The sequence below is a fragment of the Xanthocytophaga agilis genome (assembly GCF_030068605.1).
Taxonomy (GTDB): Bacteria; Bacteroidota; Bacteroidia; order Cytophagales; family 172606-1; genus Xanthocytophaga; species Xanthocytophaga agilis.
On record NZ_JASJOU010000002.1, the window covers coordinates 710,441 to 728,969 of the forward strand.

Annotated in this window: 20 protein-coding genes; 8 read left to right on the forward strand and 12 right to left on the reverse strand. The window is 38.4% G+C overall.

Annotated elements, in window-relative coordinates; genetic code table 11:
• Positions 1–35: 35 nt before the first annotated feature.
• A complete protein-coding gene (locus QNI22_RS09830) occupies positions 36–437 on the reverse strand; it encodes a Dabb family protein (RefSeq protein WP_313975541.1) in 402 nt (133 codons plus the stop codon).
• 173 nt (positions 438–610) lie between these two features.
• Positions 611–958: a hypothetical protein gene (locus QNI22_RS09835; protein WP_313993951.1), complete on the reverse strand. Its 348-nt coding sequence runs from the start codon at positions 956–958 to the stop codon at positions 611–613.
• 257 nt (positions 959–1,215) lie between these two features.
• On the opposite strand from QNI22_RS09835, the gene QNI22_RS09840 reads away from it, so the two are divergent.
• Both QNI22_RS09840 and QNI22_RS09845 read left to right on the forward strand, forming a co-directional pair.
• Positions 1,216–2,235, forward strand: a complete 1,020-nt coding sequence (locus tag QNI22_RS09840; RefSeq protein ID WP_314510455.1) for a dipeptide epimerase — start codon at positions 1,216–1,218, stop codon at positions 2,233–2,235.
• 53 nt (positions 2,236–2,288) lie between these two features.
• The gene (locus QNI22_RS09845) at positions 2,289–3,344 is read left to right on the forward strand and encodes an aminotransferase class I/II-fold pyridoxal phosphate-dependent enzyme (protein ID WP_314510456.1); all 1,056 of its coding nucleotides are present in this window, start codon (positions 2,289–2,291) and stop codon (positions 3,342–3,344) included.
• Between the two features lie 40 nt (positions 3,345–3,384).
• On the opposite strand, the gene QNI22_RS09850 is transcribed toward QNI22_RS09845, so the two are convergent.
• The 5 genes from QNI22_RS09850 to QNI22_RS09870 form a co-directional block, all read right to left on the reverse strand.
• Positions 3,385–4,587, reverse strand: a complete 1,203-nt coding sequence (locus tag QNI22_RS09850; RefSeq protein ID WP_314510457.1) for a proline dehydrogenase family protein — start codon at positions 4,585–4,587, stop codon at positions 3,385–3,387.
• 162 nt (positions 4,588–4,749) lie between these two features.
• Complete coding sequence (locus QNI22_RS09855; RefSeq protein ID WP_314510458.1) at positions 4,750–5,253, reverse strand: cupin domain-containing protein; 504 nt, start codon at positions 5,251–5,253, stop codon at positions 4,750–4,752.
• Between the two features lie 77 nt (positions 5,254–5,330).
• Entirely contained in the window at positions 5,331–5,750 is a 420-nt protein-coding gene (locus QNI22_RS09860; protein ID WP_313975550.1) for a response regulator, read from the reverse strand.
• A gap of 402 nt (positions 5,751–6,152) precedes the next feature.
• Complete coding sequence (locus QNI22_RS09865) at positions 6,153–7,088, reverse strand: hypothetical protein (protein WP_313993966.1); 936 nt, start codon at positions 7,086–7,088, stop codon at positions 6,153–6,155.
• Positions 7,089–7,207: 119 nt separating this feature from the next.
• Positions 7,208–8,242 carry an agmatine deiminase family protein gene (locus QNI22_RS09870; RefSeq protein ID WP_314510459.1) on the reverse strand — a complete coding sequence of 345 codons (1,035 nt, stop codon included), beginning with the start codon at positions 8,240–8,242 and terminating at the stop codon, positions 7,208–7,210.
• Between the two features lie 265 nt (positions 8,243–8,507).
• On the opposite strand from QNI22_RS09870, the gene QNI22_RS09875 reads away from it, so the two are divergent.
• The 4 genes from QNI22_RS09875 (at position 8,508) to QNI22_RS09890 (ending at position 12,868) form a co-directional block, all read left to right on the forward strand.
• Positions 8,508–9,131 carry a YdcF family protein gene (locus tag QNI22_RS09875; RefSeq protein ID WP_314510461.1) on the forward strand — a complete coding sequence of 208 codons (624 nt, stop codon included), beginning with the start codon at positions 8,508–8,510 and terminating at the stop codon, positions 9,129–9,131.
• 125 nt (positions 9,132–9,256) lie between these two features.
• Positions 9,257–10,525 (forward strand): MFS transporter, encoded by a 1,269-nt coding sequence (locus QNI22_RS09880; protein ID WP_314510462.1) that lies wholly within the window; start codon positions 9,257–9,259, stop codon positions 10,523–10,525.
• Between the two features lie 265 nt (positions 10,526–10,790).
• Positions 10,791–12,089 carry a sensor histidine kinase gene (locus tag QNI22_RS09885; protein ID WP_314510463.1) on the forward strand — a complete coding sequence of 433 codons (1,299 nt, stop codon included), beginning with the start codon at positions 10,791–10,793 and terminating at the stop codon, positions 12,087–12,089.
• 35 nt (positions 12,090–12,124) lie between these two features.
• Positions 12,125–12,868: a (S)-benzoin forming benzil reductase gene (locus tag QNI22_RS09890; RefSeq protein ID WP_314510464.1), complete on the forward strand. Its 744-nt coding sequence runs from the start codon at positions 12,125–12,127 to the stop codon at positions 12,866–12,868.
• A 9-nt stretch (positions 12,869–12,877) separates the two neighbouring features.
• Here the strand turns inward: QNI22_RS09890 and QNI22_RS09895 are convergent, their stop codons facing one another.
• The 4 genes from QNI22_RS09895 to QNI22_RS09910 all read right to left on the reverse strand — a co-directional run bounded on the left by QNI22_RS09895 (position 12,878) and on the right by QNI22_RS09910 (position 16,557).
• Positions 12,878–13,828 (reverse strand): cation diffusion facilitator family transporter, encoded by a 951-nt coding sequence (locus QNI22_RS09895; protein WP_314510465.1) that lies wholly within the window; start codon positions 13,826–13,828, stop codon positions 12,878–12,880.
• Positions 13,829–13,925: 97 nt separating this feature from the next.
• The gene (locus QNI22_RS09900) at positions 13,926–14,744 is read right to left on the reverse strand and encodes a 5'-methylthioadenosine/adenosylhomocysteine nucleosidase (RefSeq protein ID WP_314510466.1); all 819 of its coding nucleotides are present in this window, start codon (positions 14,742–14,744) and stop codon (positions 13,926–13,928) included.
• A 33-nt stretch (positions 14,745–14,777) separates the two neighbouring features.
• A complete protein-coding gene (locus QNI22_RS09905; protein ID WP_314510467.1) occupies positions 14,778–15,143 on the reverse strand; it encodes a transmembrane 220 family protein in 366 nt (121 codons plus the stop codon).
• A gap of 103 nt (positions 15,144–15,246) precedes the next feature.
• The gene (locus tag QNI22_RS09910) at positions 15,247–16,557 is read right to left on the reverse strand and encodes an NCS2 family permease (protein WP_314510468.1); all 1,311 of its coding nucleotides are present in this window, start codon (positions 16,555–16,557) and stop codon (positions 15,247–15,249) included.
• Between the two features lie 144 nt (positions 16,558–16,701).
• Between QNI22_RS09910 and QNI22_RS09915 the strand changes: the two genes are divergently transcribed.
• Together QNI22_RS09915 and QNI22_RS09920 are read left to right on the forward strand one after the other, a co-directional pair.
• Positions 16,702–17,142, forward strand: coding sequence for a TPM domain-containing protein (locus QNI22_RS09915; RefSeq protein WP_314510469.1), 441 nt, complete (start codon positions 16,702–16,704; stop codon positions 17,140–17,142).
• 45 nt (positions 17,143–17,187) lie between these two features.
• Positions 17,188–18,027: a TPM domain-containing protein gene (locus QNI22_RS09920; RefSeq protein ID WP_314510470.1), complete on the forward strand. Its 840-nt coding sequence runs from the start codon at positions 17,188–17,190 to the stop codon at positions 18,025–18,027.
• A gap of 21 nt (positions 18,028–18,048) precedes the next feature.
• Here QNI22_RS09920 and QNI22_RS09925 read toward each other — a convergent pair whose 3' ends face one another.
• Positions 18,049–18,444: a hypothetical protein gene (locus QNI22_RS09925; RefSeq protein WP_314510471.1), complete on the reverse strand. Its 396-nt coding sequence runs from the start codon at positions 18,442–18,444 to the stop codon at positions 18,049–18,051.
• Positions 18,445–18,529 lie beyond the last annotated feature (85 nt).

Genomic DNA, 18,529 nt, shown 5'->3' on the forward strand with positions numbered 1-18,529 from the left:
TTTTTATCATCTATACACTCTTTCTGAGATAGCTATTATAAACTTGTAGCATCATATACCTGTACACGTTCCCACAAATGAGAGTATAACTCAATAAACTTTTTGTGGATTGGGTGTTCCTGATAAATATCCTGATCCGCTTTGCTTTTAAACACAAAAGTGATTGAGTAAGCATAGGAATGATCAATTACAGGACGACGAGTCTCAGCAGGTACTCCAATATATCCTTCCTGAATTTCACCCACTGTTGCCAGCAACTGCAATCCCTGATACAATGAATCTTTGGCAACCTGGCTATTAGGTTCTTTCAGCCAGAAATATACAGTGTGTACAAACCCTTTCTTTATATGGTTCATGTTTTTCTTGGGTGATTTGGTTTGAGCAAAAATAAATGAAACAGCAAAAAATAAAACAGCAGAAAACAAAAGCTTTTTCATAAATAATACAATAAGGTTTATGATGCTAAGTTAAAATTTTTCTATAACGAGTAATAATAATTGTCAAAAAAACACTCTTTTACTAACTATCCAACGGCTTCCAAAAGGTTGATCTATGGAAAAAGTTGTTAGTCAAAGGTAAAAGCTCTTCGTTATTATTGTTAGCGACCCGTTTACATATCAACCTGCATTTTTCCCTTGCCATACTGTCCTGCACAGGAAAACCAGGAGCCACCATAGATATACCATTCCAGGTTTTCCAGATAAACAACTGCATTTTCAGGGTCTATCTGAGGTAGTTCTTTATCAGTGATAATTCCTTTGTACCACCTACCTGACTGGGAAAAGGCCTCATATTCTACCAGGTAATGCAGCCACTTGGTACCACAGTGAATGCAGGTACAAAGAGTAACATCCGCATACCTGCCATGTGTGTTATCTTGTCCAAGATAAGTTTCAGTATAGTCTTTAAAATAAAATGGAGGGATAAAACATTTGCATTTGGCTTCGGGTATGTGCATTGAGTAGTTAATTTTACTTTTCAAAAGTTATTGCCACCTCCATTAAAGTAATAAGAAAAGCTGTATAGCTAAAGTATTTGCTTTTCCTCCTGGTCCCAACAGCTTCACTACATTTTTTTGAAGCAGTTAACTAATAAATACATAACTGCATGTACAACAGAGACAGATACATGAATGGAAAAATCAACATTCCTTGAAAAAGGTTTAGTCAAAAAATTAACTTGCACATTCAAACCTATCATTAGCCTGCCATACATATGAATCTGATCCTCCGTTCGTTTGACCTTCCATTAAAACACACATTTACCATCTCCTATGATTCCAGAGATGTACAACCTACTCTTATTGTAGAACTTACCGATGGAATACATCACGGATATGGGGAAGCAACATCCAACCCATATTATGGGGTAACTATCGAAAGTATGACGGCCATACTGGAAAGTCTTCGAAATCAGATTCAGGATACCCCTATTCTTTCACCTGAAGCATTCTGGCTGGAGATGCATTCGGTATTGAAAGATCACTCCTTTGCGCAATGTGCACTGGACATAGCTGCCCATGACTGGTATGGTAAATCGATAGGAGAACCACTCTATAAACATTGGGGCTTATCAACACAAAACCTGCCCCTCACTAATTATACCATTGGCATTGATTCGGTAGAAAAGATGGTTGCCAAACTCAAAGAACTTCCCTGGCCTATTTATAAGATCAAACTTGGCACAGCTGATGATGTAGCAATCGTACGTGAGCTACGCAAACATACAGAGGCTATATTCAGAGTAGATGCCAATTGCGCCTGGACTCCCGAAGAAACTATTCGCAACTCGTATGAACTGCAAAAGCTCGGTGTTGAATTTATAGAGCAACCTCTGAAAGCTGATAACTGGACAGGTATGAAAGAAGTATATACCCATTCAGCACTCCCTCTGATTGCCGATGAGAGCTGCATAACAGAAAATGATGTTACCAAATGTCATGGACATTTTCATGGTATCAATATAAAGCTGGTCAAATGTGGTGGTCTCACTCCTGCCCGACGCATGATTGCCGAAGCCCGTACCCTGGGTATGAAGGTTATGGTAGGTTGCATGACAGAATCTACGATAGGAATTTCAGCAATTGGACAACTACTCCCCCTATTGGACTATGTAGATATGGATGGGGCATTATTACTCAGTAAAGATATTGCAACAGGTGTATCCATAGACTATGGCAAAGTAACCTTTTCGAATCAGAATGGAACAGGAGCCGAATTAATCGAAAATGCCTAGTTGCACCGATTCAACCTACGACCATAGCATTCATTGCTATAGACCATTTCAGCATGATACAGATTATACAACATCTACCTGACAGAGTCATTCAGACGGAGGGAAAAGAATTCTTATATTTTAGTGGTACATCGTATCTCGGAATTTCCAGAAATCCTAATTTTCAAGGATACTTACAGGAAGGTATTACCCAGTATGGTACTAATTACTCAAGTTCCCGTATATCCAATATACAACTGGATATTTTTGAAGAAACCGAACAATATCTGGCTACTTATGTAAAGACAGAGGCTGCACTTACTTTTTCTTCCGGCTTTCTGGCAGGACAAGCCATCGTGCGAATGCTACAGACAGAAGGTGAGCTATTCTATGCACCACGTACGCATCCGGCATTATGGACCAGCAACTCAGATCCTTCTTTTCTCTCTTCTTATCAGGAATGGATAGAACACATTTGCAATACAACAGAAGAGTCAACATCTTCTCCGCTGGTTTTTCTGACAAACTCCCTTGATCCCCTGTATGGAGAAAGCTATGACTTTTCCTGGTTACAGCACTTATCTACACATAAACGCTTTATACTGGTTGTAGATGATTCGCATGGCATTGGAGTAATAGGTAATGATGGTAATGGCATTGCAGAACAAATACCATCTCTTCCTCATGTTGAAGTCATTATTGTAGGTTCTATTGGGAAAGCATTGGGTATACCCGGAGGAGTAGTTGCAGGTAACACGCAACGAATCGCTCAGCTAAAAAAATCACCTTTTTTTACAGCAGGATCTCCTATCCCACCTGCCTATCTCTATGCCTTTCTCCAGGCAAAGGGACTTTATCAGGATCTACGAAAAAAACTTTTTGAAAATATTGAGCTTTTTCAACAGGAAACATTGTCCTTACAACTCTTCCAGTCATTTCCGAATTATCCGGTGTTTTACACCCAACACAATACGCTATATGACTCTCTCTATCAGCATCAGATACTAATTTCCAGTTTTCCATATCCATCTCCGTACCATCCCTACATAACACGGATTATTCTCAATGCTTCACATACTCAGGAAGATATCTATCAATTAATCAATAGTCTGAAAATACAAAAGGCATGAACCGATTGGTTCATGCCTTTTGTATTTTCATTTCTTACAGTTATAATTTCCGGCGACGCATCTCTTTTTTGATTAATCGAAACTCTCGGCTACTCTGTCCTGCTATTGCTGTATTTTCCGAAGCTCTGCGAAACAGATAAGGCATTACCGCAGCCACAGGGCCATAGGGCACATACTTGGCTACATTATATCCTGCATGAGAGAGGTTATACGATAAGTTGTCACTCATTCCATATAGCTGAGCAAAGAATATATGCGAATCAGCAGGAGCTATTCCAGCCTCCTTCATTAACTCTATAAGAAAATAGGTACTTTCTTCATTATGGGTTCCTGCACAAATAGCTATTTTAGGGTAGTTTGCTATACAGAAACGTAAAGCGTCATTAAAATCTCTGTCAGTAGAAGGTTTATTAGGCTGAATCGGATCTTGTCTTCCTTCTGCTTTAGCAACTCTTCCTTCTTTTTCCATATAGGCTCCACGTACCAACTTCACTCCCAGAAAATAGCCACCTTCTACTGCTGCTTCATGCGCCTTTTTCAGATTATCCAGCATATCCCAACGATACATCTGAAAAGTATTATAGACAATTGGCTCTTCATGGTTAAACATTTCCATCATTTCATAGGCCAGCCTGTCTATTGTATCTTGTATCCAGGTTTCTTCTGCATCAATAAAGATTCGGACCTTTTTCTCGTATGCCTTGTGGCAGATACGTTCCACACGTTCTTTTACATGGACAAAATCTTTCTGTTCTTCGGAGTTAAGTGCATTCCCGTTTTGCACTTTTTGCAACAATTCAGTAGAAGCCAATCCTGTAATCTTAAACACAGAAAAAGGAATAGCAGGATTACCAGCTGCCTTTTCAATAGTACGTATAATCTCCTGTGTAGTAGCTTCAAATCCAGCATCCGTTTTAGCTCCTTCTACAGAGTAATCCAGAATAGTTCCCACACGAAACTTCCATAACTCTCTGGTTGTCTTTTCGCATTCTTCTATTGTTTCTCCACCACAGAAATGCTCAAATATGGTATTTTTAATAATCTGTCGTACAAAAGGAAATTTTATAGCAAAAGCAGCTTTCAGAAAGGCTGTTCCTGTTTTTACGAGAAAGTTGCTGTTCATAGAAGCAAACAATCCATACATTTTTCGCAGTTCGGAGTTTGACTTGGAGGAGAAAGCGATTTCTGTATCATCAAAGGAAATACGCTGCGGGGTGCTAGCTACCGGTTTGGGATCAATCATATTATATATGTAGTAAGAGCTACTTTTGTGTTTGTTGATGTAACAACACAAAGATACAATGAATTCATATTTTTTATCTGATCCTAAGTAAGAATCACACCTTTCATGTGATAAAAATAACTTTATTACAAGTTTTTACAGAGTAGCCCCCTAATGATAGGTCTATTCATGGGTCAATCTTTCAATCAGTTTCTGATGCTGAGGAAACATAGCTATTAAGTCCTGCCTCTTTGCCAGTTCAAAGTCTGCAAAATCAAAGCCTGGTGCGACAGTACAACCAACAAGAGCAAAGCCATCTGCATTTTCTGAAACAGAACCAAACCAATATCCGGCAGGTACAACAGCCTGAAAAACTTCTCCTTTCTCAGGATCAGGCCCTAATCGAATTGTATGCAGGTTTCCTGTAGGGTCAATAGCATATACAGTCAAAGTGGTACCTGCATAGAAATGCCACATCTCATCTGACTGAATTCGATGCAGAGAAGAAAACTGCCCACCTTCGACCAGAAAATAAATACCCGTAGAGAAACTACGGGCACCGTTATATCTATCAGGTAAATGACTATGGTTGATTGATTCGGCACTACGATAGGTTTCCGAAAAATAGCCTCCTTCCGGGTGTGGCTGAAGATGAAGCTTCTGAATCCAATAATCGGCAGCGTGCATCAGTATAATCTAAACAATCTGGAAAGTATTTGTATTATAATAGAGAAGAATAGTATTGTTAGTGCATCTCGTAACTGTTATTCATGATTAGCAAAAAATTTTTCTCTGATTTGTTGTAGATGAGCAGCTGTTAGAGGCTTGGTTATATAGTCTGCAACAGAATCATACATTTTAGCTCTATTAATATCATCTACATACATAGAAGAAGAAAGCATGATCAAAACGATGTCTTTATTCTTTAATCCTTCAATCTGTTCATACTGATTCAAAAAATCCCACCCATTCATAGCAGGCATATTGATATCCAGAAAAATCAGATCAGGTAACACTTTGTCATTTTCATCCAACAATGCCTCCTGTAAATAGTTCAATGCTTGCTTTGCCCCCAGGCATGTTATAATATTCTCAGCAAAGTCATTTTTCTTAATAATCTTAGTACATATAAGATTGTTAATTTCATCATCATCAATCAACAATACTGTATTGAGTTTGCTCATGTGCTGAGATTTTTTTAATAGGCCCATGCATGATTTGTTTATTCATGCACATAACTGATTATGTATCTTATTATTTATCGTTACGAAAATAGGAGAAACGATTTGGCAAATCAATAACCACTGACTTTTTTTTTTCAAAAATATACATTTAGAAATATTTAATTGTAAAATGTATAAAAACATCTTTAGTCGGTAAGAAACCAAAAATGTAAACAACTCGCAGTGAACAATTTAAAGATCAAACAATGTAGTTACACACATTTATTCAACTCAAAAAAGATACTTTTTTGACAGTCAATTCGAACCTATAATTATAAAATTATTCCAAATATTACACAAATAGTACATCCCAAGCAAGATACTACCCGGTTACCTTCCAAAAATGCTACAACATCCACAATCCTAATCAGCTTGCAACATTTGGAAAACAGAATCCAGCTTGGGTTGAATACTAATTTCTATCAATGGTGTACGTGGCTGCTTTTCTGTTTTCTTTGTTTGTTCAGCAAAAGCTGTTTGGTACTTTATTGATACAGAAATTCTACTAAAAGTAACACCCTCTTTTTTCAGAGTCTCAGCCACATACCAGATACGGCTCTTTGATAACTCCTCTCCTACCATATCTTTCCCTCCAGACTGTATCAGTAATGATGTTGGAGTGATCGTATACTCAGGTTGAACTTTTAATATAGAAGCGATTTTCTTTAATAGATCAACTCCCTGTGGAGATAAATTTGTAGTATTTGAAGCAAAACCATAGGATTCAGGAAATACAATGGCAAGTTTTGTCATTCGTTGCTCTATTGTGACAGCAGTATCTTTTGAGGACAAAACTGATTTCTCCAGCTTCTTCTTCAGATCACCAACACTTTTCTCCATTTTACGCATACTGCTTTCAAAAGCCAGCATTTTTATTTCTCTCTCCTGTAAAGAAGCAGCCAGTTTATCATTATTAGCCTGTTGAGCCAAAACTTTTTGCTCTTGTATCAATAGATCTTTTTCTTTTTGGGATACATTCTGAGCAATGGAAACATCTTCAGAAGATAGACTGGCACTTAGCTGTTTGTATGATTTGTCTAACTGATCATATTTCTCAAACAAATCATCCAGCATTCTTTTGTTTTTATAATAATTCTGGGCAAGTGTCGCACTATCATTCTTTAGCTGAAGATAGGAATTAACCTGTCTATTATACTTAATAGCAATACTATCACGCTCCTGTATATGACGTTCACTTTCCAGCGATAAGCGTGTTGTGTCTGCTACCCGGGTACGAACTATGTATTCATATCGGTTATTTAGTGTCTCATACTTTTTTGCACTGACACAAGAATACATAGCGAAAACCCCTATGACACATGCGTATACATATATTTTATTCAATACAGACTTCCTATTAATGTCTGCAAAATCATCGTTCAAACACGAGAATATCATCACTGCTCAAATAGTGTTTTCTAAAGTGGCTCCTGCTGACTTAAACAATGAAAACTTCCTAGCCCCCAAATAATATCTGTAGAATCCAAACCTATAACTTTTCGGTCAGGGAAACATTTTGTCAGAATATCCAAAGCCTTGTCATCATTTGCATCACGGTAAGTAGGTACAACCACAGCTGCGTTCCCAATATAAAAATTGGCATACGAAGCTGGTAACCGTTGATCTTCATAAATAACGGCTGATGGCATAGGTAACTCAATCACATTCAAAGGCTTACCATTTTCAAGCCGCATGGTCTGAAGTGTTTTCAGATTTTCCTGTAACGGTTCGTAATTGTCATCAGCTTTATCATGCTCTACTACTGTCACAACAGTATCTTCGTTTACAAATCGCGTGATATCATCAATGTGTCCATCTGTATCATCCCCAACAATGCCGTCTCCCAGCCAGAGTATATTAGAGACGCCATAATAATCACGCAAATATTGTTCAATCTCAGCCTGTGTCAGATGCGGATTCCTGTTTTTGTTCAACAAACAAGCTATTGTTGTCAGAACAGTCCCTTTTCCATTGAATTCTACAGAACCTCCTTCCATAACAATGCCAGGCTGAAATACAGGTAATTTACGGACTTCAGCAATACGATAGGGAATCAGGTTATCCAGATCATGCGGAGGGTATTTTTCTCCCCAGGCATTGTATTTCCATTTCACTACCACTTTTTTCCATTGTGCATCCTGACTAAGCAGAAATGCTGGACCATGGTCCCGACACCATGCATCATTGGTAGGGTGTAAAAAGAAACTCACCTTTGATAAATCTGTTCCTATCTGTAAAAGCCATTCTTCTGCTTCAGCCTGCATAGAAGGTGTACTGACATTTATACACACCTGCTCACCTTCTGTGAGTGCTTTCACAAACTGTGCATATATAGGGTAAATACTTTGGATCTTACCAGGCCAGGAAGCCTCTTTGTGTGGCCAACTAAGCCATGTTGCAGCATGTTTTGCCCATTCGGCAGGAAAATAATATCCTAATTGTGCCGGAGTCATGAATATAAAATGTAATGGATAAATACGTCAATAAATACCTGTATAATAACAAAAGGTAAGCCAGAAAAATCTGTGTATGAGTATACTATACCCAATATGTAACCTTTTCTTTGAAGTCGTGCTTCTGTGTTATATTTTTCAAACGAAATGCAAAGATATTTTTCTATAGCACACGAAAAAGTAAAATATATAAATTACCCTAAATACAGTCATCCATACAACTATTCATACTATCCTTCAGAAATTCTTATTAGACTATAGTACTATGCTTCAACCTATTGAATTATTAACCCGAACACTTTGCGACACCACGCCTACACACCCAGCAGAAATTGCTTTTTTATTTGGCCAGACAGTAGACAATCAGGAATCTGTTCTCAAACAAGCAGAATCATTACTCAAACAACGCAAAACCCAACAAGTAAGCTTCCTGCAATCGCCTGCACTAAGTGGATATCCGGGTTTTGAAAGCTGGAAAGGTATATTGCTCACAAAAGGTATATCTGAATCCCAGATCACAGGAATTCCTTTTGATAACCTGACAATGATTCATACACGAATTGAAGCAGAAGCACTCATACGTTATGCTAAACAACAGAATATTCAAACCATCTATATTCTTGCAGCTCCGTTTCATCAGTTACGGGCATTTATGACAGCGGTAACACTGGCAGTTGAACTGTATCCAACTGTAAAGCTGTATAGCATGTCTGGCACTCCATTAGACTGGCAGCAAAATGTAGCTCATTCTCAGGGACAGGTACTAGGTTCTCGTAGTCAATTAATTGCAGGTGAACTGGAACGAATTGAAAAATATATCCAGAAAGGTGATTTAGGAACCTATCAACTAGTTTTAGATTATCTGAACCAGCGAGATAGAATAGTATAAAATGGCAACCCATAAAGGGGGATTATATAGGTATCCACTCTAACCTTAATTTTCCAATAAATATTTGGACATTTTGACTAGTCGCGCAATCTTTGTACTCTTCTAAATATGTATTACAAAATAATATGATAAAAACATCTGAAACCGCTCTTTCCTCCCGTTCCGTCAATGCTGTTGTACTGGTTGCTGCACTGGGTTATTTCGTAGATATTTATGATTTATTGTTATTTGGTATTGTAAGAGTACCAAGCCTGTTGTCTCTCGGTTATGAAAAAGGTTCTCCCCTTCTCACAGAAAAAGGAGAGTTCCTGATCAATATGCAGATGTTGGGAATGCTTATTGGCGGTATTTTATGGGGAATAATAGGTGATAAACGAGGCAGATTATCTGTATTGTTTGGATCTATCTTTTTATATTCCATTGCTAATATTGCCAATGGTATGGTAAATAGTGTAGAAGCCTATGCAACCTGGCGGTTTATAGCAGGTGTCGGACTGGCAGGTGAACTGGGAGCAGGTATTACACTGGTAGCAGAGGTGATGCCCAAAGAAAAACGGGGTATCGGAACGATGATTGTGGCCTCAGTAGGTTTAACAGGTGCCGTAGTAGCTAATCTTATTTATAAACTCTCTGGCGACTGGAGAATGTGTTATTATATAGGAGGAGGATTAGGATTGGCCTTGTTATTACTTCGCATTGGTGTAAGTGAATCCGGAATGTTCAAAACAGCACAAACGGAAAATGTGTCAAAAGGCAATTTCCTGGCTCTCTTCAGCAATAGAAAACGACTCTCCAAATACCTCCGTTGCATTTTGATAGGTCTTCCTACCTGGTTTGTTATTGGTGTGTTGGTGACATTCTCTCCTGAATTTGCCAAAGCTCTTGGCATTGAAGGTGAAGTAAAAGGTGGTGATGCAATTATGTATGCCTATACAGGAATTGTATTAGGAGATCTGGCTACAGGTGCTTTAAGTCAGGTACTGAAAAGTCGCCTACGGGTCATGTATATCTTTCTTACTCTCAGTGCTATTACTATCATTCTCTATCTGAATGCCTATGGTGTTTCTGTTGCGACACTCTATTTATTGTGTGGCGTACTGGGATTTGTAACAGGTTTCTGGGTGATTTTTGTAACAATGTCTGCCGAACAGTTTGGCACCAATCTGCGGGCTACGGTGACAACAACTACTCCAAACTTTGTTCGTGGTGCACTTCCCCTCATTATTATCTTCTTTAACTTTTGTAAAGATAAACTGTCTTATATGGGGCCGGATGCTGCCCGTATCAATGCAGGTCTCCTGGTAGGAGGAGTAATCATTCTGATTTCTGGCCTGGCGTTACGTGGATTGAAGGAAACATTCCATGAAGATCTAAACTATGTAGAACAGTTGTAACTGTTTATCCTATATTCTCTTAACGGATCAATGACTTTGTATGTAAGCAAAGTTGTTGATCCGTTTTTATAAACGCCCTCAAGTAAATATGCAGGAGTAAAATATCCTATGTTACAATAATCAATGAAAGTGTATTCATGAACGAAGCCATATAAATAAAAATTTTATAATCTCCTTGACTTTAGAAACACTTTAGTATTTTGCTTCTCTATAAATTATTCATATTTAGTTACTTGTATTAAATACACATCCACTTTCAGGCTTCATGAAAGAATTGCTTAGCAGGATTATTGTTGGGAAAGATCCAGTTGTTGAGTCCAGAATTGCACATACCAGAATACTTCTTACAGGTCAGGTGGCAATGGTAGGAATGTTTATCAGTTTATTCTATATCATCCGAAACCTTATCTTACAACTCAATGTCTCTTATCACTATCATGCCATTCTGTTGAGTCTTATGATACTGGTAGTAGTATTGAATAGAAAAGGACATCATTTAGCAGCTAAAATCCTTTTTCTTACCACTACTAATTTCTTAATTTTTCTTTTTTCATCAACAGCATCTTACTATACTGGCAGTTTTATCTACTTTATTCCAATCTTTCTGGCTGCATTTGTCCTTTTTGGCTACGAAGAACGTATCAAAGCAATCTTTTTCTTTTTGTTAACATTATTTCTTTTCATACTAGCCCATCTCATTGATCTTCATTTAGTACCTCAAGTTACTCTTTCGACACGAAAGATGTTTGAGAGTTTTATTGTCAACTTCTTTACAGCTAGTTTTTTGACTATGCTGCTTATCAATTTTCTGATAAGGGAGAATTACTATTACACCAAAGAGCTTATCCAAAACGAAGAACAACTCCTTGAAAAAAACACGCAATTGACAAAGATCAATCAGGAGTTGGATCAATTTGTCTACAGTACTTCACATGACCTACGATCACCCCTAAGCACTATTCTTGGCTTGTTGCAAGTGATGGAACTGGAAAAAGAGAAAGAAAATGCGGGGTATTATATAGATCTGATCAGGAATCGGGTTCATGCATTAGATCATGTGATTGGTGAAATTCTGGATTATGCATGGAATCAGAAAACAGGGATTCAGCAGGATGCCATTAATCTGCATGCCTTATTGACAGAGATACTCACCAATTTCCTGCAGGATGAAAAAACACAAAAACTCAGTATAGAGATTGAGGTACCACCGACACTAGAAATTATTTCAGATAGGAGAAGATTAAAAATTATTCTGCTCAATCTCTTGTCTAATGCTATACGGTATCATAAATATGATCAGTCTAAACCATTTATACGGGTTAGCAGTACTATTCATCAAAATCAACTGGAAATCTGTGTGGAAGATAATGGACCAGGGATACACCCTGATCATCAGGAGAAGATCTTTGAGATGTTTTACAGAGCCAGTGACAAAACTACCGGATCAGGTCTTGGTCTTTATATTGTGAAAGAAACAACAGAAAAAATCGGCGGAACAATCCATCTCAGATCAGAATATGGCAAAGGCTCGTCCTTTATGGTAAGACTACCAATACTGCAATAAATGTTTATATTTGCGGCAATCTGAATACCTTCATTATGGACAATATCTTACTTATCACAGGTGGCAGTCGTGGCATTGGGCAGGCACTGGTAACAACCTACCTACAGAAAGGATATAAAGTTTTTTCAATTGCCAGAAGTCATTCCAGCGAAAAACATCCTCTGTTACACCAGATCTCATTTGATCTGAGTGCATCTCATGGGTTTGGAACACTGTTCAAAAACTTATTTAGAGAGATTGAAGAGGCTCAAACAGCTTCTATTCTCCTGATTAATAATGCAGCGGCCTTACCTATTGGCAAAATTGATACTCTGACACAAGAACATATCCAGCAGGCAACACATGTCAATTTAACAGCCCCCTTACTATTAACTTCTCTGTTTATTCAACACACGCAAGGCTGGAAATGTGACAAGAAAATTATTAACATTTCATCAGGTGCAGCGCATAAGCCTTATTATGGATGGACTATATACTGCTCAACCAAAGCTGCCCTTGATATGTTAACCCGTACTGTAGCCATAGAACAAAGTACAGTAGAAAATGGAGTAAAGATACTATCGATCAGTCCAGGTGTGGTGGATACAGGAATGCAATCCGCTATTCGTGAATCAGCCAGAGAAGACTTTAAAGATATAGATCGTTTTATTGAATTAAAGAATACTAATGCTCTGGCAGAACCTGCTGATGTTGCCAATCAGATTTATCAGGTAGCAATGGATACGGATATAGAGAATGGAGCGATTCTTGATTTACGTACGCTTTCCACAAATACATAAGTAAGACCATCAGGCATTAAGAACCTTATCTTTGGCAACTTTTTGAGCTTCCTTTCCAGAAAAGAGTTTCGCTTCAACATAGATTTTTGTGATGTCAGGAAACTTCTCCCGAATAGTATGTTCCAGCCTTGAAATAACTTTGGGTAGTTCTTCTCCATTCAGATCATGTCTGAATTCGGCATCTAATACCAGTAAGATTTCGTTGGGAGCCATGTGCATAGTCAACGGATACCGCAAGGCAGCCACATCTTTGTCTTCTATAACCAATTTGTATACTCCTTCTACAATATAGGTCTGAGCACTTTCTCCAATCAATAACTTACGACTTTCTATCACCATTACAATGGCTACTATAGCCAGTACAACACCGATAAGAATAGAAGCCATACCATCCAGTTTTGGGTTTTGAAAATAATGTCCCAGAAAGACTCCGGCAAACGCAATAAGCAAGCCTAGTATAGCAGCAGTATCTTCATAAATCACTGCAAATAATGATGGATCTTTACTTTTACGCAGTTCTTGCCAGAATCGTCCATTGCCTTTGATCTGTAAAAACCGATGTACAGCAATCCAGAGCGAACCTCCTTCAAACACAATAGCTCCTCCCAACACTATATAATTCCAGAAAGGATCTCTAAGTGGTTCCGGATGTTCCAGATGACTAATTCCTTCATAGAAAGACATTCCACCACCCAATGCAAAAACCAATATGGATACAATCAATGTCCAGAAATACATTTCTTTCCCATGTCCAAAAGGATGGTTCTGATCGGCAGGTTTCTTACTTCGACTAATACCTAATAAGAGTAATAACTCATTTCCGGAATCTACCAAACTGTGAATTCCTTCAGAAAGCATGGCGGAACTTCCACTAAAGTAGGCTGCCACAAATTTTACTCCGGCAATACCTACATTGGCAGCTAAAGCTCCGTAAATAGGCAACTTAGATTCTCCTGTCATAGCTGTATGATTTTAGAAAAAAATACTACACAGAATCCACAATTTGTAAGACTCCTGTGTAGTATATAGCTATCTAAAAATCAGTACCAGACAGTTATTATTTTATCAACCCGGCAATTTCTGTTACCAGAGCAGCTGAATTTTTAGCTGCGGTTTTATAAAATGTCATCATATCCCCGCGAGCATTTTCGTCAGCTTTATCACTCAGACTGCGAATAACCAGACAAGGGACTTTTAACTGCCAGCAAACCTGTGCCACAGCAGCCCCTTCCATCTCTGTTGCTTCTGCATTAAAATCACGACGTAGCTGTTGTACTTTCTCCGAGGAAGACACAAAAATGTCTCCTGTCACAATGCGACCCACTACTACCTGTGGAGCTCTGTTCGTCAACGCGATTTTTTCAAAACGAGCTGTCCGGGATGCTTTCTGCGCTTTTAGCAACAATACAGAATCAGCAGGAAAATACTCTGGGTTCAGTTCTTTGGTAATAGGATTACGAGTCTGACGGCTAGGCTCCCGATTGTGCAGGATTGTACTAAAGTCATGATAAGCAATACTCTGAGCAATAACAATATCTCCTGGCATCAGATCGGGATTTACGCCACCTGCAATTCCTGTGAATACAATTTCTTTAGGATGAAAAGTATGTATTAGCAAAGAAGTCGTCAGAGCCGCATTGATCTTGCCAATACCTGTTTCTGCAACTACAACTTTTCGGCCATTGAGTATACCAGTTACGAATCGGATTCCTTCTACTTTCTGCTCTTTCTTGTCTTTCAATGACTCTTGAAGAATACGTACTTCTTCATCAAAAGCTCCTAATACAGCTGTGATATTCTGGGTTTGGGAAGTTTGTGCAAAAGGTTTATGTACAACAAGCAGAAAGGCAATACAAACCAGATAAATGTTTTTCATAATGTTGTATGGATTAAGAAGCAGAAAAGAAAATTATGTACGATTAGACCTTTTTATATACCCTATTAGTAAAAATATCAGCATAGCGACCGCACAGATTACTAGTCCTGCACTTTCACGGGCAAGTTCTTGATTCACACTTTTCATGGATAGCCCTTCTCCTTCTGTCACAAAACCTTCCCAGGCAGTCATCTGTAACCAGGAATTAACTGCTCCTGAAATATACAGTATTGCCAAAACCGCAAAAAGCTCCAGGTTATACCGTGCACGAAAGACAAGAAAAGAACAATAGGCAGATATAAGATAGATAGTCACCCACCAGACAGGATCAGGATCATTAAATTGCCAGTAGGTAAATAGTAAAAATATAAATCCAAAAAACAAACCGATGTAACGCATAACAAATCTGTAGGAACAAATGAGTGTATGATAAAGAAAAGCCCAATTTAGCAGGCTTTCCTCAATCTGTCATTGACGCCTGTCATAATTTCTTTTGTTTCTGCTACAAATGTTCTAACACCAATGCCACTATAGCAGCTATATCAATCAGAATCAAGGCAATGGATACTTCTTTGGTTTTACCTAAAACTAACTTAATAATGGTCCAGCTCAGAAAACCCCAGATAATTCCCTGTGTAATGGAATAGGTAAGTGGCACCAGCACCATAGCCAGAAAAGCAGGAATAGCATCATCCAACTCGCTCCAGTGAATCTGAGTAACAGGCTTCATCATAAACACTCCAACCAGAATCAAAGCGGGTGCTGTAGCAATAGCGGGAATAACAGAGAGTAAAGGCGAAAAGAACATAAAAGGCAGAAACAAAAGGCCAGCTGTCACAGCTGTCAAACCAGTACGTCCTCCCTGCTCTACTCCAACCGCCGACTCAATATAGGCAGTTCCAGGACTTGTACCCAATAAGCCACCCAATGTAGTAGCCACAGCATCCGTTAATAGAGATTGTTTTACATTGCGGGGTTCACCTGCTTCATCCTGAAGGTTGGCAGCCTCGGCAACTCCCACAAAGGTAGATAGGCTATCAAACAGGTCTGTAAAGACAAAGGCAAAGATAACAGGTAGTAAACTTAACTGCATTGAACCTGCTATATCAAGTTGTAATAACAAACTAAAATCTGGTGAAGAGAAAGCACCATTCCAGTTCACAATAGGTGTGCTACCCCAAATTCTACCAATAGATATAGCTAGCAAAGTAGTTGACAATATCCCTATAATAATGCCCCCAGTCATCCGCTTAATCACCAGAATGGCTGTAATAAGAAGGCCAACAATGAAAATAATCTGATCTGGTTTAGTGATATCCCCGATACCTACGAGCGTAGCAGGATTAGCCACAATAAACTTTGCATTGACAAAGCCAATAAAAGTGATAAACAATCCGATACCTGCAGAGATAGCATAACGTAATTGCTTGGGTATGGCAGCTACAATATATGTTCGGATATTAAAGATAGAGAGTAAAAGAAAAATTATTCCAGCCCAGAATACAGCCCCTAATGCAGTCTGATAGGAAATACCCATTCCCTTCACAGCAGTGAACGTGAAAAAGGCATTCAGGCCCATACCTGGTGCTACTACAATAGGGTTTTTAGCATACAAACCCATCATGAGGCTGCAAAAGAATGATAATAGAACAGTAGCAGTAAGCACTCCCGAAAAGGACATTCCTGTCTGGCTCAGAATGGCTGGATTTACTACAATAATATACATGGTAGCTAGAAACGTTGAGATTCCAGCCAGAATTTCGGTTCGTACAGTGGTTTGGTTTGTGTGTAGAGAGAAGTATTTTTCAAGCATAAGGCTGTATGGTTAGAAGATGTATTTGGCCGTTCCAAAATACCATCTTTTACCTAGTAAAACTCTTATCTCTCTCAGAAAACTATACAAACACAAAATCTTTCTTTACTTTCAGGAATCTTCTCTACTCTAAAAGTAAAATACATGGCACTTTTATCGTTTCTAAGTTCCAAAGAAGAAAGACTGCTGATCAATACCATTCAAAAGGCAGAAAGCCAAACATCTGGAGAGATTCGTGTACATATAGAACCGGGGACTCCAGATGCAGATCCGTTTCAACGAGCATTGGAAATATTTGCTAGACTGGAAATGCATAAGACCAAACAACGCAATGGCGTGTTGTTTTACATTGCCACAGATACTCACAAATTTGCCATTGTAGCAGATTCAGGAATCAATCGGGTAGTGCCTGAAAACTTTTGGGAGGAAATAAAGGATACTATGCGAACCCGTTTTAAACAACATCAATATCTGAAAGGCCTGGAGGAAGGCATTACTCAAACTGGAGAATATCTCAAAAAATATTTCCCTTCTTCGGGATATGATACTAATGAATTAGATGATTCTATTTCAACATCCAGTTAATCTATCAGACAATCTAAATACTATACTACCCTCTCACTAGTCATCATGAAAAGTACTTTTCTACTCTTTGGAGTATTATTACTAACTATTACTTCTTTTGCTCAGGAACAGTTTATTCCTCCTCGTCCTGAACATTTTACCCCTGTAGTAGACTCTGTCAATGTACTCACCCCCGAACAGGAGTCTGATCTGACACAAAAGATTAAGCGATTTGAGGACAGCACAGGCACACAGATTGGAGTGGTATTACTGTCTTCTTTAAAAGGATATGATGTAGAAAGTTATGCTTTCCAGTGGTTTAAAAAATGGCAATATGGCCAAAACAAGAATAACAATGGGGTATTATTACTGGCAGCTATCAATGATCGGAAAGTTCATATTGAAACAGGCTATGGTTTGGAAGGTGTCATTCCGGATGCTCTCGCCAAGCGAATTATTGAAGAACATATCAAGCCTAATTTCAAAGCAATCAACTACCATCAGGGTGTTGACGAGGCTGTTGATGAGATGATTAAACTAGCCAGTGGCGAGACTTACACCAAAGAATCAGAGGAACCTGTGGAATGGTATTGGTATCTGATAGTCATTGTCTGCTTTATTCTCTTACCTTTTACACTTGTTATTTTAGTCATCATCTGGATTGTCAAGGCGATCAACAAGAGAACTGGAGGAACGACCTATACAGGCAAAGGGGTCAATAAGAACTCGAACAATCTGGGGTCTACCAGTACCTATTCAGATAGCACAGATACTACCAAACGAAAATACAGTGACTATTCAGATTATTCAGACTACTCAGATAAGAGTAGCTACAGTGATTATTCAGATTATAGTGATAGTAGTGGTGGCAGTTCGGGTGGTGGTGGAGCTAGCGGTGACTGGTAAACTTTATGTGGTCAAAAAAGCCTACAATATAATGTGTGTATCTTTTTTAAGCCTTTCCAGAATTTCATAAGGTTGTAGATTTTCATGAAAAACAAGATCGAAAATTGTTCCGGAAGACTTTCCATATTGCTTTTCCAAAGCCTCTATATTTCTATCTACAATGGCATTGCTTTCTAAACTTCTGAAGATTTCATCAAGTAGACCAATTGCCCGATTATCATCAATTTGAGCCCAGTCTGCAATAGGTTCAATCATTAATCTTTCAATAAAGCAATCCAAGCTTTCAGATTGCCAGTAGTGATCCAGTTCATATTTATCAACCCATTTGCCTGTTATCTTATAAATAGCTGTTTTAGCAAAGTTGTAACTGACTCTATCACTTTCATAATCAACAATAACTTGTCTCAGTTCCTTCATAAATTATACATCGATTAAGCAAAAATAGACTATATACAATATCCCCCTTAAAAACAAATCCAGGCAGATATCCAAAGAAGAAAGG

Excerpts from the sequence above, each read along its gene's own strand:
- QNI22_RS09875 (WP_314510461.1), top strand. The coding sequence starts at position 8,508 with ATGCTTCAACCTATTGAATTATTAACCCGAACACTTTGCGACACCACG.
- QNI22_RS09865 (WP_313993966.1), bottom strand. The coding sequence starts at position 7,088 with ATGTATTCTTGTGTCAGTGCAAAAAAGTATGAGACACTAAATAACCGA.
- QNI22_RS09885 (WP_314510463.1), top strand. The coding sequence starts at position 10,791 with ATGAAAGAATTGCTTAGCAGGATTATTGTTGGGAAAGATCCAGTTGTT.
- QNI22_RS09845 (WP_314510456.1), top strand. The coding sequence starts at position 2,289 with ATGATACAGATTATACAACATCTACCTGACAGAGTCATTCAGACGGAG.
- QNI22_RS09890 (WP_314510464.1), top strand. The coding sequence starts at position 12,125 with ATGGACAATATCTTACTTATCACAGGTGGCAGTCGTGGCATTGGGCAG.
- QNI22_RS09860 (WP_313975550.1), bottom strand. The coding sequence starts at position 5,750 with ATGAGCAAACTCAATACAGTATTGTTGATTGATGATGATGAAATTAAC.
- QNI22_RS09870 (WP_314510459.1), bottom strand. The coding sequence starts at position 8,242 with ATGACTCCGGCACAATTAGGATATTATTTTCCTGCCGAATGGGCAAAA.
- QNI22_RS09900 (WP_314510466.1), bottom strand. The coding sequence starts at position 14,744 with ATGAAAAACATTTATCTGGTTTGTATTGCCTTTCTGCTTGTTGTACAT.
- QNI22_RS09850 (WP_314510457.1), bottom strand. The coding sequence starts at position 4,587 with ATGATTGATCCCAAACCGGTAGCTAGCACCCCGCAGCGTATTTCCTTT.
- QNI22_RS09915 (WP_314510469.1), top strand. The coding sequence starts at position 16,702 with ATGGCACTTTTATCGTTTCTAAGTTCCAAAGAAGAAAGACTGCTGATC.
- QNI22_RS09855 (WP_314510458.1), bottom strand. The coding sequence starts at position 5,253 with ATGCACGCTGCCGATTATTGGATTCAGAAGCTTCATCTTCAGCCACAC.
- QNI22_RS09830 (WP_313975541.1), bottom strand. The coding sequence starts at position 437 with ATGAAAAAGCTTTTGTTTTCTGCTGTTTTATTTTTTGCTGTTTCATTT.
- QNI22_RS09895 (WP_314510465.1), bottom strand. The coding sequence starts at position 13,828 with ATGACAGGAGAATCTAAGTTGCCTATTTACGGAGCTTTAGCTGCCAAT.
- QNI22_RS09905 (WP_314510467.1), bottom strand. The coding sequence starts at position 15,143 with ATGCGTTACATCGGTTTGTTTTTTGGATTTATATTTTTACTATTTACC.
- QNI22_RS09920 (WP_314510470.1), top strand. The coding sequence starts at position 17,188 with ATGAAAAGTACTTTTCTACTCTTTGGAGTATTATTACTAACTATTACT.
- QNI22_RS09910 (WP_314510468.1), bottom strand. The coding sequence starts at position 16,557 with ATGCTTGAAAAATACTTCTCTCTACACACAAACCAAACCACTGTACGA.
- QNI22_RS09880 (WP_314510462.1), top strand. The coding sequence starts at position 9,257 with ATGATAAAAACATCTGAAACCGCTCTTTCCTCCCGTTCCGTCAATGCT.
- QNI22_RS09835 (WP_313993951.1), bottom strand. The coding sequence starts at position 958 with ATGCACATACCCGAAGCCAAATGCAAATGTTTTATCCCTCCATTTTAT.
- QNI22_RS09925 (WP_314510471.1), bottom strand. The coding sequence starts at position 18,444 with ATGAAGGAACTGAGACAAGTTATTGTTGATTATGAAAGTGATAGAGTC.
- QNI22_RS09840 (WP_314510455.1), top strand. The coding sequence starts at position 1,216 with ATGAATCTGATCCTCCGTTCGTTTGACCTTCCATTAAAACACACATTT.